The sequence below is a fragment of the Bacteroides sp. genome, assembly GCF_028690125.1.
Classification (GTDB): Bacteria; Bacteroidota; Bacteroidia; order Bacteroidales; family Bacteroidaceae; genus Bacteroides.
Genome location: NZ_JAQVBV010000020.1, coordinates 32,459 through 45,619, shown reverse-complemented (window position 1 = coordinate 45,619; position 13,161 = coordinate 32,459). Strand labels below are relative to the sequence as shown.

General features: G+C 36.1%; 11 protein-coding genes. All 11 read right to left on the bottom strand.

Features of this window, described 5'->3' with window-relative positions; translation table 11 throughout:
* Nucleotides 1-85 precede the first annotated feature (85 nt).
* On the bottom strand, nt 86-763 hold the full coding sequence (locus PHO71_RS13920; protein ID WP_300204354.1) for a DUF5715 family protein: 678 nt from the start codon (nt 761-763) through the stop codon (nt 86-88).
* A gap of 107 nt (nt 764-870) precedes the next feature.
* Nucleotides 871-2,520, bottom strand: coding sequence for a flotillin family protein (locus PHO71_RS13915; protein ID WP_300204352.1), 1,650 nt, complete (start codon nt 2,518-2,520; stop codon nt 871-873).
* Nucleotides 2,521-2,545: 25 nt separating this feature from the next.
* On the bottom strand, nt 2,546-3,043 hold the full coding sequence (locus PHO71_RS13910; protein WP_300204349.1) for a hypothetical protein: 498 nt from the start codon (nt 3,041-3,043) through the stop codon (nt 2,546-2,548).
* A gap of 283 nt (nt 3,044-3,326) precedes the next feature.
* On the bottom strand, nt 3,327-3,590 hold the full coding sequence (locus PHO71_RS13905; RefSeq protein WP_300204347.1) for a hypothetical protein: 264 nt from the start codon (nt 3,588-3,590) through the stop codon (nt 3,327-3,329).
* 17 nt (nt 3,591-3,607) lie between these two features.
* Nucleotides 3,608-4,558: a DUF4906 domain-containing protein gene (locus PHO71_RS13900; protein WP_300204344.1), complete on the bottom strand. Its 951-nt coding sequence runs from the start codon at nt 4,556-4,558 to the stop codon at nt 3,608-3,610.
* Between the two features lie 27 nt (nt 4,559-4,585).
* Complete coding sequence (locus tag PHO71_RS13895; RefSeq protein ID WP_300204342.1) at nt 4,586-5,581, bottom strand: BF2992 family fimbrillin-A clan protein; 996 nt, start codon at nt 5,579-5,581, stop codon at nt 4,586-4,588.
* Nucleotides 5,582-5,607: 26 nt separating this feature from the next.
* Complete coding sequence (locus tag PHO71_RS13890) at nt 5,608-7,731, bottom strand: hypothetical protein (protein ID WP_300204339.1); 2,124 nt, start codon at nt 7,729-7,731, stop codon at nt 5,608-5,610.
* A gap of 40 nt (nt 7,732-7,771) precedes the next feature.
* Nucleotides 7,772-8,740 (bottom strand): hypothetical protein, encoded by a 969-nt coding sequence (locus PHO71_RS13885; protein ID WP_300204336.1) that lies wholly within the window; start codon nt 8,738-8,740, stop codon nt 7,772-7,774.
* Between the two features lie 13 nt (nt 8,741-8,753).
* Nucleotides 8,754-10,115 (bottom strand): Mfa1 family fimbria major subunit, encoded by a 1,362-nt coding sequence (locus PHO71_RS13880; RefSeq protein ID WP_300204334.1) that lies wholly within the window; start codon nt 10,113-10,115, stop codon nt 8,754-8,756.
* Between the two features lie 12 nt (nt 10,116-10,127).
* Nucleotides 10,128-11,237: a FimB/Mfa2 family fimbrial subunit gene (locus PHO71_RS13875; RefSeq protein ID WP_300204331.1), complete on the bottom strand. Its 1,110-nt coding sequence runs from the start codon at nt 11,235-11,237 to the stop codon at nt 10,128-10,130.
* Nucleotides 11,238-11,352: 115 nt separating this feature from the next.
* Nucleotides 11,353-12,723, bottom strand: coding sequence for an Mfa1 family fimbria major subunit (locus PHO71_RS13870; RefSeq protein WP_300204328.1), 1,371 nt, complete (start codon nt 12,721-12,723; stop codon nt 11,353-11,355).
* Nucleotides 12,724-13,161: the final 438 nt, after the last annotated feature.

Sequence of the window (13,161 nt, the reverse complement as noted above, 5' to 3'; positions counted from 1 at the left end):
CGTATTAAAGAAAAATTTCTGCAAATTTAATGAAACGTTTTGGATTCTCCGGCTGTTTAGAGGTGAATTTTACTTCAATTTATACTCATCTTGCGGTGATATGAAAACATCCTTGTTTTAATTCATATTTAATATAGCATTTATTAGCTTTTCGTAGATCTCTCAGCACCTCGGACAGAACAAGTTTCAATGTGTCTGCACTAACATCTTGTAAGGGGCGACCGTTTTCATCTTCTACTTTTTTGAAACGTTTCCAACTAACATCAAAAGTAGCCCCAAAGCAATGTGCCGAGTTTTCAGAAGCATTTCCATTACGGTGGCGTAGGCGCTTCACATCATTATTTGTACGGAGTACAGACGTCACTACCACTTGATTGGGGTTTAAACCTTTTGCAGTTAGCGAATCAAGAAAAATGGAACCGATCGTATCAAGCAACTCGCTTGCACGGGGAATAAGATAAGGGATAGAGTGCGTCAGTGAGTCTACTCTATAAAATTTATTATCGGTAATATGAATTAATTGTTCTTTCATATTTTCAGCCTCTTCACGGTCTTCTAATGGACGGATGCCGATTGCTTTAGCAACAGACAGATGTGTGTCATTCAAATCAGGAAAAGAACGTTTATAGCTAATGACACCGTGAATGTTGCGCGGTTTGTTCAGTTTGAGCGACATATCCTTCTTTTTGCAAGCTGCGGTAAGAGATAAAAGACTGATAAGTAATAAAAAAAATGGTTGAATACGAATTTTATGATGGTTCATTTTGTTACTTTTGGCTACAAATATATACGATAAAATAATAATAGCACAGATTTTAAATGAAAAATCTGTGCTATTATTATTAAAGACATTTATGCGTAATTGTAACCTTACTTTTTATGTTGCTTTTCGTCTTTTATTTCTTTCTTCTCTTCGTTTTTATTTTCCGGATTTATAATCCCTTTCACTGTTTCGCCAATTGGTAACTTGTCGAGTATTCCGAGACTCGGAGCCACAGTCTTCACCAACGTATTCAGGAAGTTACTTGTCCCTCCATTTCCACCATCGAACACAGTGATATTTCCTAAATTCATGTGTTCAAATGCCTTCACTTGTTCACCGGCAATCTCCTTCCACTGATCTACCATCTTGTATTGAATAGCGATAGCAGGATTTGATTCGGCAGCTTTTACCATAGCTTCGAATCCTTCCGCTTCAGCGAGTAATGATCTCTTCTTACCTTCTGCTTCTGCTTCCAGTTTCAATTGGATCGCTTTTGCTTCCGCTTCCGCTTGTGCTAAAGTTGCCTTTGCACGTGCTTCTGCTTCACGGGTAATTTTTTCGGCAATAGCATTTGCCTGAAGAATAGCTTCCTGACGAGCTATTTCTGCCGGAACGATCTTTTCAGCTTTCAAAGATGATTCCACTTTGCGAGCTTTTGCTTCTTCCACTTCTTTCTGAGCGATTTCTCGTGCAGTCTGTACGGCAGCTTCTGATTTTGCAGCTGCTTCACCTGCCTGTTTATCGGCATTAGCTTGAGTCACTGCTAATTCGGAGTTAGATAAAGCAACTTCTTTTTGCGCTTCATTTCGCCCGATAGCAGCCTTTTTGCCGGCTTCTGCTTGCTTGATTTCCATGTCAGAGTTCAATTCGGCAATACGACTTTCCTTTTCAGTGTTAGCTTGTTCGATACGAATATTTTTTTCTGCTTCTGCTTTTGCTACTTGTGATTCTTTTTCTGCATTTGCGATAGCTACTTGCGAGATTCTATCTTTATCTGCATTGGCAACAGAGATTTCCTGTAGTTTTTTCGTTTCAGCTATAGCAATGTCTTGATCTTTTCGGGTTTCGGCAACTTTCGTTTCACGTTCTTTAATTTGATTGGCAATTTTGATAGCACCCAGTTTTTCTTGTTCTTCAATATTGGCTTGTGCTTCGTTCAATGCCTTGCTTTCAGCTTCTTTACCTAAGTTTACAATATAATTGGCAGCATCACGAATATCACTGATATTGATATTCATTAAGTAAAGACCGAATTTGCGGAGTTCCGTATCGATATTATCCTTTACTTTGGCAAGAAACTTATCACGGTCGGAATTTAATTCTTCAATCGTCATGTCGGCAATTACCATACGCATCTGACCATATACGACATCAGTAATCAAGTTTTGCTTATCGTCCATGTTTAACCCCAACATACGTTCGGCTGCATTTTGCATCACTTCGCCATCGGTACTGATAGCAACAGTAATAGTGGTAGGAACATCCACACGAATATTTTGAGCGGAAAGAGCTCCGGTTAGTTTACATTCAATCTGCATTGGCTTCATTGACAGAAACTCATATCCCTGAATGATTGGCCATACGAAGGCAGCACCTCCGTGATATAATTTGGCAGACTTTTTATCCCCGCCTGTCTTACCATATACAACGAGGACTTCGTCACTCTTACATTTACGGTAGCGCGATAGGATACCGATGAAAGTGAGCAGGATAACCGCTACTAATATAGCAGCCATAATGAGCATTTCTTGTGTCATAAATAGTGTGTTTTAATTGGTTATTTTATTGAATATATAATATTCCATTTTTATAATTGCTGATAATAGTTCTGTCTCCTGTCCGATAGGCTTTCCCCGATTCGGATATCACGTCTACTTCGCGTATGGCACCGTCTCGGCTAGTCTGTACAGTATATTTATTTTCGTTTTGTTTAAAATAGATTGTGCATTCCCGTCCCACTAGTTGCTCCGTTTGTTCCGAACGGTTGATTTGCTGTAGTTGATATGCCTTTTTATAGAGGAACCAAACAGCAAAAATGAAAAATAGACCAATAAGGATAGCGATGACGAAACTCTGGATTTCAGTGTTTCCGGCAAGGTACATATACCAGCCGAAACCGATTCCGAAGTGGGTGAGTCCTTTGAATGAAACAACGCTACTGATATCCACATCCACGTTTACATCTGCGTCCATATCTCCAAAGAAGATCGACAGGATAAATTGGATGGCGAATATGCCTGTTGTTACAAGAGCAATGATGAGAAAAATTGTGTGGCTCATAATGTTATTGTGTTAATGAATCATGCATATTATACAAAAGTAACTTATTCTATTGAAAAAACAAGAGAAATGCGAGTAAAGTTATAAAGCATAAATATCCATATAAAAAAGGCAGCTAGTATTCGGAATACACATAAAAATCCCCATCCACTCAGGATTACCTTCACAGGCGATATCTGAGTGGAATGAGGAACACAAACAAAACAAACAATTTTGTGTAAATCTAATTTATATGGGGGTCGTGATCCGTACGCTTACGGAGATTACACACCATTAAATATTTTTAGTTGCTGCTTGGGCAATCAAGTACAAGCAATGAATCTTCGCACAATGTAATGGAGCATCTCTCCAGAATACCGAGGTCGATTTCTACTTTCATTCGTCCGCAGACATCTTGCACTTTATGCTTGAAGTCTACAAAACCTTTCACAAATTTCTCAATCCTATTAGCAGAATGCTCGTAAGCATACCAGTGTCCGTTCTCTTCAAATAGATAGGCTTGGCGCATATCTGATGATTCTAATTGTAGGATGTCATTTGTTCTCATAATATTTTGGTATTAAATTAATTATTCAAGACTATATTAAAAGTATAGTTATTATTGCGATATAGTGAATAGTTTCGATTGGGAACTTCAGGCCGATCACAACCTAGATCTACTGTATATCTTTTTGTTGTCCAGGTAGACTTACTACCTCTATTTGCCGTTATCACAACTTGCGTATGATTGGTACTGCTAGGTGATATGTTTTCTCCAATCTGATAGTAGTAAGAAAATTCAGTTGAAGCATTGGCAATTTGAAAATCGGATGGATTAAATGACTCTTTGAATGTACTTCCAAAAATATTATTGGTTGAATTATGTGGAAAAAAATAACTCTTTACAGCAGCTTTTACTATCTCTATGCTTTTAATTTGATAGTTAATGCTCGAACTTGCATCTTTTGCTGAAATTACAAATTTAACAGCTGCTGTCATGCGTCCTAGCATAATATTGATACTTTTGTTTGATTGGATAGCCCCCTCATAATAACCAAACATATACATCTTTTTGTTGGAAATCAGACCATTACTGCTATTAAATTGTAAATCTACAGTCATCTCTTTTAAGTCTGCCAACCGGCTAGGCCAAGTTGGATGGTTTCCATCCATATTTGCTACAAGACAAAGGGTCTCTGTTCTATTCTGTGGATCAATTGTTAAAGTGGGACTCCATTGATAGCCAAGTTGAGGTGCATCCGTACCGAAAACTTGGTATTTTGTATCTTTAGCGATAAGTTGTCCTTCAAAATTGTAATGTAATAGACAGAGATCATATATCGGATTATCTGTCATCGGATCTTGTGGAGTAATAGAACGAGTGTCCACGCTTATTTCTGCACTTTGCAAATTTAAGTGTACGATTCCTTCTGAAGAAGTTTCGGCATCTATATTCTCGCCAATCCATTCATTGTTCTGAGTACAAGCTGCCAGCCATAAACAACTTAACAGGAATATATATTTATAAGCTTTCATAATCATTGGTTTTATTCGTTTTATCTGTTATTCTCCGCTGACTTCTGTGGACCATGAAGTCTCTTGCCAGTTTGCTACGGAGATATTATCTTTGATTTTCACATTTACAGTATAGTCATATGAGTATCCCGCATAGAGTATTTTATTGACGATAGAATAAGTAAACTGTGTTGGTACTCCGTTCACCATTAAGTTCATAATGATTGTCATTGGCGTTGCCCGATTATCTATTGGCAAAAGACAAATTTCAGCTCTTAAACTACGATCTTCTTGTACTGTGATATCTTGTTCTTTGATATAGATACGATTGTAATTAGCTACAATTTCAGCTTTAATAGAGTCTCCTACATTTGTTAATTCAGCAGGTTTCTCTCTTATTCTGTCTATTTCAATTCCATCTTGCATTACCGATAGAGATGATACACCGTTTGCTATATCTCCTTTCAGCGTGAAAGTCATGCGAGCTGTAAGTTGCATTAATGGATTTAAAGGGATAACTTTACTTACGTCATCCTTTCCAATAGTGATTTTAGTCGGTGCTGTTTGGTCCCAGTGACTATTATTCGCTATTACAGATTCGCCATTATTTATGGTGATTCCATTATTATATTTGTGTGCCGGAGATATTGCGCTGAATGTATAATCTCCTGGAGAAAGATAAAGAGGAGTTTTACTTTCATCTATAATAGCTCCCGTATTATTGTCTACTTTGCAGGGATAAAGGGACTGGGATCCTCCATCTGACGTACGGACTACATAATCTTGAGTTGCAGTTATGGTACCTTTTGCAATCAATCTCAAAGTCGTTCCTTCCGGTAGGTTGATAATTTTAGTCAGACCGGGGTGAACAGCACGTACGTTATTAGTCCAGTTACCCGGAGAAGCTGTATACATTCCAGATAACTCGGGTATAACTGCAACTGTATCTTTATTTGATACTTGCTGTATCTCATCTTTCTCACATGCTATAAGGGAAATTATTGCTATGGTAAAAAGTAATATGTTTTTATAGGTTGATTTCATAACTTTTAATTTCTTGTTCGTTTTTATTAATCGTTAGCTTTAGTATCACGAACACAACGTATCAGACACCCGTTATTACGGATTTCGTTTTTATACATCATGATTTGATTCGAAGCGGCATCGCCTGCAAATTTCATACGAACTGTATAGGCCTGGTAACTATTGGTGGTACTTGTCCAATATACAGCTTCAGAACCACTATAAATTAAAGCCGGATAATTGGTGTTCCCTGATATTGCATGCTCTGGTCCGATATGTATATATCCGGAAATAGGTAATTTAATTTGTTCTACCGGATGGCTCCATTTTGCAACATATTTTACATTCCCTGTAGTTAAGGTACTACTTTTGGTTGCTGGATATCTCGATATTACTAATACATTACGGTATGGATCTCCTTTGTCGGAAGTAGTACATTTATTAACTAATTTATATTTACCACTTTTTTCTATATGCCATCTCAAAAAGTATGCATTATCTGTACCTTCTCTTTTTAAAGCATAAATAGAGTTGGTGATACCTACAGTTGTTTCTGTCCATGTGTTTTTTTTGACGCCTACATATGTAGAGCTGGAACCTGTTTCCGGGTCATTATTTTCCTTTTCAATATAAGTTTCAGATGGATGACTTTTCAAAAATGGAATATCTCCAGCCTTTTCTGTAGCAGGAATAATCAGCTGGAATTCATTGCTCGTCGGTATACGCCATCCTTTAGGACAAGGTTGGGCCTTGTTATCATTCCAATTGTAACTGCTACTCCAGTTGTTACTACCATAACAAAAATTGAAATATAGATTTTTGTCACTAGGATTTCTGGCCATACTCTGGTTACTGGTTCTTGGCTTTTCAGACATATATCCTGGCACATGTGGGTATGGCATTGATTCTTGTAGATGCCAATTACCGTTTGATAGTGCATATATTATCCCGTTATCATCTTGAGCTGTATTTATATAGTATGGTATATTTCTTCCGAATTGATAATAATATCCACGGCTATTTTCCCAAGCCTGATCTCCCGCTAGTGGGTCTCCGCTGGTAGCTCCTAGGTTACGGTCCATCCATGTAATACCACTGATGGTCATAGAACCGTTCACTTCATCCTCTTCTTTTAATTCCTCATCCGGAATCCAGTCATAAAGCCTTGGGACTATAGTTACAACCAATGAGCTCTTTGTGATAGTGATAACCATATCATATTCATGATTACTCTTAAATTCGAATGGAATTTCTTTTGTTGTAGGATTGTTTCCTGTATTTTCAGCCAATATAGAAGTGATTTCAATTTCTTTTGTAGTAGATTGTCCATCAATGGTTACTGCTACTTTTATATGCGTGGAATGATTAGTTCTATCAGTTTCCTGTAAGTTTTCTTTTCTTGTAGGAAAAAGCATAGGAGTTATTACTACATTATTTTTCTCGACTACTGCTGCTTTAGTAGTAACCTCTTGATTCCCTTCTGAATAAACAGTACATTCTTGGCTCCTTTTATCAGTATTTACTAAATTGTATTTACCGGTTTGCATATTCAAAGAACCATCCGGATAATCTTTTATAGATATGCTATTCAAACTGACAGTAGTCTTTTCATATTCGGAGTTTTTCATTACATACAGATTCAATTTAGCTAGAGTATGTCCGAACAAAAGTTTAATAATGCCAGAGTTCAGATAACTTTGGTTCTCTTTTTTTGCCCACATAACATCGGTTAGCGGAGTAGTTGCATCTTTGTACTTAATGTAGCATGTTGGAGCAGACTTTCCATTGGGAATTATTTCTACCGGTTCTTCTGTACTATTTGTTACAGCATAGAAACTCAATGTTTTGCCATTAAATTTATTGATTTCGATACCTTCAATGTTTTGATGATCTTCAGATTCTATTCCTGTAATAGCATCCGAACTGGCAGGATTTGTTAAATAGTTATATCTGAAATCACTGTTTGTTGCATCTATTGCATAAATCTGATAGGCAGTTTTTTTCGAAAAAGTAGATTCCGTATTCGCTGCACGGGTAAACTTCCCTTTATCCGAAGATAATTGGAATGCACCATTACCTGTTACTTGTTCGGCTGTTTCATCTGTGGTACATGAAGTAGCAAGAAGAAGTGCTGCCGTTGAGATTATAGTGTATATTAGGTTCTTTTTCATTTTACTATCAGTTATTATTCGTTGTTTTGATTGTTTTCTTTTACGGTTTAATCGGTACATAGATTAATCCTCCTTGTTCCCAGTTGTCTAATTGACGGGCAATAAGTGTGAAAGAGTTTTGTTGGAAACGAATGCATACTTCATACGCTTCACCCGGTTTTGCATTTGTAACTTTGGTTATATTATCATTATCATACAACTGTATATTCAATGTATTATCAATTGTTCTTTCAATCTCATGACTACCGGTTAGCAGAATGTCCGCAGTCAGACGTAAGTTTTTTAATATTCCCGAATTGATCATAGGCAACATCAGATAAGCTGTTCCTAATTCGTCAGTGTTAGTACCACTGATAATATCGGGATGTATAAATTTTAAATTGCTATTTGCTGTTTTTTCGGAATTTATCTTGTATTTATTTTCATCGAAGTTATAATTCCATTCTACAGGTAAATAGCTCTTTGGGATGGTGATGGTAATGTTTCTCACATCACGATTTCCTACCATTGTTTGGTCACGCTCAACCGTGAAAAACACCTTAGTTAGCGTGTGTTCAAAATTCATAGTTTCGCTGAATGGAGCATTTTGGTTGCCACCGATAACTTTTTCTGCTACACAAACATCAGCGATTCCTGAATTTGCTATTGATAAAGTTAATGTTTGATAGTCGCTACTGGTTTGTATATCTGTAGGCGAGTATCCCGTAGCATACACCATAGCATTATCATATGGATAAAATTCTCCGGTATTGTATTTGTTTTTACTGTATTCATTCAAATCATCTATTGGAGATTGAAAGAAGTCATTGAGGTTTTTTTTCCAGAAAATTAAAGTTCCAGATGCAGGTGTAGAAGAAGTACCGTCCATAGAAAATTTTGCAAATCTTACTTCTATCTGTTGTTGTTCATTAGAGATGGTATATTCATCCTCTAATATGCTGTCGCAACCACTGAAAATAGTCGTTGTCAGAATCAGTAAACTGAATATGGTATATTTTATTTGTTTCATTTTCTTTTCTCCATTATTTATTGTTTCCTGTTTCAATATCAATAGTGGTTTTTCCTTTGATATTCCAAGGACATATAGTGGTATTTACTTCTATTGTTTTCTCTATTAACGGAGCAGTGAATGAAGTAATATTAATGATGTAATAGTTATTGCGTACCAGCCCGGCATTTTCACTGAAAATTGTTGGTGAATTAACAAATGTCTCGTAATATTGCCATCCACCTGTATGGATAGTAAAATCACTGTTGGTGGTATTAGTATTATAGTTTGTTTTTAAATAATCAATTCCTTTTTGTATGGTACTATAGCACATATCTTTTGCATCTGCCGGAGCTTTTTTACAAGTATAGAAAGTTCCTTTTGTTAGTTTGTTATTGGCATCACTTTCTGATAAATTCTTCGTTCCATCAATGTTTTTAGGAGTAAATTTAGCATTTATAGTTAAATAAGTAGCTACATTTTTTGCACGGTTTACATCTTGCAAGTCTATATTGATCGTATTTTCGAGACAATAGACACCTTCTGTATATTGGTATTCACCTTCTTGCATTCTACTTGCATCATATTTTACAGCAGTTTCTCCACTTTCTGGTGTATTGTTGAAGGGTGCAGCAAAAAAATTATCAGCATAATTGGTTTTCAACGTTTCACTCATGTTGAAATTAGGATCTTCATTATTTGGTTTAGCAAATGGGAAAAACTTTTTGTTGGTGGTGTCCAATATATAATGCACATTATTCAATCGTATATAACCATTGTCTTGTGCTAGTTTTACATATTCCTCATTATTATCCTGTGTAGTACACGTCAGCAGTACTTTAGACATGACACGTGCCAGGGTTGCTTTAACTTTTGTTGTTTTCTCTGCCTCGATATTTATTATTCCACTACCACTTTCTGTTACAACTTGTCCTGTCATTAGAAAGTTATTCTCTGTAGTGATATCCGTAATATTATCTATAGTATAAGCTGGATTGTGATCTGTTGCTTGTTTTATCTTTGTGATTTGAGCGTCTGTCATATTTACAGCGACAAAAGCTTTTTTCTGACCTTGCTCTGTGGTGACATTGAAAAACAAACTTTTATTTTGTAGACTTTCTCCTTCGATAGAATAGTCCTGAATACTACTTCCATCAGCGTTCATTATAAACAAAGTAAGTTTATGACATTCATTCTCTGTGGTCTTCCCCGTCAGTGTCGTTTCTGGGGCACGTATACCTTTTAGAGGAGTGCTAACAGATAATATTAGTTGAGCTTCTATTTTGGGTTGTTCCACAACCTGCTTTTCCGCATACTCATCTTGTGAACATCCAGACAAGCTCGTAACTGATACCAACGTAAATAAAAGATAGTATGTTATTTTTGAAAGTCTCATTCTTTTGTTTATTTAGAGTTCAAAATCGTTGATGTTTATGATCCAGTCATTAATCTGAATTACTGTGTTGAGCAACGTCAAGTTTTCATCTACGAAAAAAATCATTCCGAAACTACTTTCGCGGTCGAGATATTCTTGTAGAGGCATATTTATTAAATTCTGCTCTTTTAACAACCCAAGATAACGGATGAGGGATCCATTAGGAAGTAATTCTGTATTGTTCTCTTTATTATAGATTTTCAATAATGGGTTTTGAGTTTCTACAAGTCTTGCTACACTAATTTCTGCTACAGCTGCTGAATATGTGTTAGCAGGTTCATCCTCGTTACTAAAGGCACGAGTGGTTACTTTACTAGTCTCTGTAACGAATGGTTGGTAAGTCAGTAGGTTGTCTTCCATCAGGGAGTTATCATAATTCATTTTTCCATTGTCATCGTAGATAGAGTAAGTGAACATATCATCTTTGATAGCCCGTGTTGCTGGAATTTGTTTTTCCGGATGTTGATTTACCTGTGCAATTATAATACGTATATTATTAGTGTTTTTCACCAGTCCGATAGTTGTGACTTCTTCGCGAATGCTATTTCCTGTAGCGGGTGTGGTGTATAGTACGCTCTTTCCTTCAATAGCTTCACCGTGCCACAATGGAGAGAGGTTTTTCTTTACAATATATTTATTTTCTTCACCTTCCGTAGAGCGTGTCGCTGGATCGCGGAGTGTCAGGACAGTGAGGTCATTTACTTTAGATTGACCGTTCATCACGGGGACTGCAAATGATTCATTGTCGAGCCCTGCCCAAGTGACCAAATGATATTTTTGTGGATCGATATCTACATCCATAAAGTAGCTACCATCTGCTAACGGCTCACCTTGGTCAGTTTTCTGGTATACGAATTTACCATTGTCATCAAAAGCATAAAGCGTCACTGACTTTACATTTTGTGCGAAAGCGTCTACTTTCTCCATATTGTAGTCATACTTGAACTTTACCCGGTATTTGATGTCACAATCGCCTTCCTCAAAATTGAGGACAGAATCACAAGATGCGATTGTACCAGCCAATACTGTGAGTAGCAGTATTCTACTTGCTTCCTTTTGTATGTTAGTGAATATACGTTTCATGCTTTTTATTATTTTCTGTTGAAATTCTTGTTTTGCTTTGTTTGGCAAAGTTTTGAGTAAAGAGGGAGGGAAGATCCCTTCCCTCTTTTTAAAAGTTTGTCTGTGTGGGATGCAGTTAGAGTTCAAATGCGTTTTCGTTTACGCTCCAAGGTTGAATTCCTACTGTTAAATCTAATAATGTAGGATCTGAGAATTCTTTAGGAAGAACAGAACCGATTCCTTTGATAGATTTAACATTTAGACGGTAGATATTGTTACGTACAATCTGCTTACCTGTATTTGCTGTTTCAATTGGTGCTACATAATAACATACACCACCGTCGTATTTTCTCAAGGCATAGTTATTCCAACAATCTTCAATAGTAGTCTCCTCTGTTAATCCTTCAAAATTGTAACCAGCTTCTTTCATTGCTTTTACACTTTTGAAAGCTTTGTTATCAGATGTAATGTAGAGTGTTCCTGTTGCACCATCCACACTGATTTGACCTTTATAAATAACGTTGGTATATGTTTCATTTGATGTTCCGGTTAAATTTTCCATACAGTAATTGTTTACAGAGCCTGTTTTAACATCGTTACTCATTTGAGCTGCAAATTTTTGGAAAATAAAACCATCTACTGCTGTTGTATTGTATGGAGCAAATAAATTAGATGTTACTGTACCACCTTTAAGTACTGAAACTTCTTGTTGCAAACCTGCATATGCAAAATCTGTTAATTTAACTGTTAATTCAACATTAGCTAAATTCTCAGCATCATCTGTTACTGAGTAGCTGTTGTTCAAAAGTGTGGTTTCTTCCAACTTAGAAGCTACACGGCTAACATCTACTGTCAAAGGATTAGTTATGTTTGCTGTGAAAACTGCTTCTTTGGCGTCACCACTTGCATTGCTCATTAAAAAGTGGTTTTCTTCTGCGATTCCTGCTTCTGCTTCTAATGCTTTAATGTTTCCAGTGAATGAAGCAGTTTCTTTTAAAGCTTTGTAATCAGCATTTGGTGTTGCTAAAGCTGTTTTCAGTGCTGAAGAAGCATTCAAAAATACCCAAACGTTTGCAGCTCCTGGATTTACAGCTATTTTTTCTTTTAGCCATAGGATTGTAGTAGTTGTACTAGTTTGTGATTCGAAATCATTTTTAAGAACATTCACAATGTTTTTTTTACCGTTTTGTTCTATGACAATGGTTGCATCTGAAAAATTTTGTTCTGATGCAGTGCCTTTATCTTCTCCTCCGGCAGTTGCGTCTCTTTCTCCTATGTTTGAAGAATTAGCAAATGAAATACCGAATTGCATAATAGCGTCTTTTGTACCGTTATCGCTATTGTCAATACCTTCAACTTCATTACTGCAAGATGTCATAGCAAACGCAGCGATACCTACTAAAAATAAACTTTTAAGTTTCATAATTTGATGTTTTTTTTGAATGATAATTATTTTATTTTTTTTCTTTCTAAAAATTTTTATTTTTTCTTTCTGAGAGGGAATCATTATTATGAATTGGAATTAATAATAATGTGAGAACTTGTTTCATCTTTGGGGTTCTAGTTCCGGGGAGGAACTTCGGAAGTCCTTATATATAAATAAGGAAGAGAGTAGCTTCCGCAAGAGTTTAATTGTTACTTCCTTTTTGATTGGCAATGTTTGTTTATTTGTTTTTTTACTATTATTTAATTGTTTTGTTTTCAGTTCTCAGGAACTCATTTGTTCCTTATTGACATTGCAAAGATATGGGGTAATTATAGAATCGTAGATTGGCGTTTTTTTCAATTTTCATGGTGATTTCTACAAACTTTCAATATTGCTGTTTTAGGTGGGTGTTTCATTCGGATTGTGAATAGAATAGCGCTTATGTTGAATGTTTTACCATCTTTGATTGTAATTTAACACTGTTATTTTCCTCGTAATTTTTACTATTTTTTTTCTGTT

Bases quoted from the DNA above. Each gene is read 5' to 3' on its own strand.
- PHO71_RS13910 (WP_300204349.1), bottom strand. From the start codon at position 3,043: ATGAGCCACACAATTTTTCTCATCATTGCTCTTGTAACAACAGGCATA.
- PHO71_RS13880 (WP_300204334.1), bottom strand. From the start codon at position 10,115: ATGAGACTTTCAAAAATAACATACTATCTTTTATTTACGTTGGTATCA.
- PHO71_RS13920 (WP_300204354.1), bottom strand. From the start codon at position 763: ATGAACCATCATAAAATTCGTATTCAACCATTTTTTTTATTACTTATC.
- PHO71_RS13915 (WP_300204352.1), bottom strand. From the start codon at position 2,520: ATGACACAAGAAATGCTCATTATGGCTGCTATATTAGTAGCGGTTATC.
- PHO71_RS13895 (WP_300204342.1), bottom strand. From the start codon at position 5,581: ATGAAATCAACCTATAAAAACATATTACTTTTTACCATAGCAATAATT.
- PHO71_RS13900 (WP_300204344.1), bottom strand. From the start codon at position 4,558: ATGAAAGCTTATAAATATATATTCCTGTTAAGTTGTTTATGGCTGGCA.
- PHO71_RS13870 (WP_300204328.1), bottom strand. From the start codon at position 12,723: ATGATTCCCTCTCAGAAAGAAAAAATAAAAATTTTTAGAAAGAAAAAA.
- PHO71_RS13885 (WP_300204336.1), bottom strand. From the start codon at position 8,740: ATGAAACAAATAAAATATACCATATTCAGTTTACTGATTCTGACAACG.
- PHO71_RS13890 (WP_300204339.1), bottom strand. From the start codon at position 7,731: ATGAAAAAGAACCTAATATACACTATAATCTCAACGGCAGCACTTCTT.
- PHO71_RS13905 (WP_300204347.1), bottom strand. From the start codon at position 3,590: ATGAGAACAAATGACATCCTACAATTAGAATCATCAGATATGCGCCAA.
- PHO71_RS13875 (WP_300204331.1), bottom strand. From the start codon at position 11,237: ATGAAACGTATATTCACTAACATACAAAAGGAAGCAAGTAGAATACTG.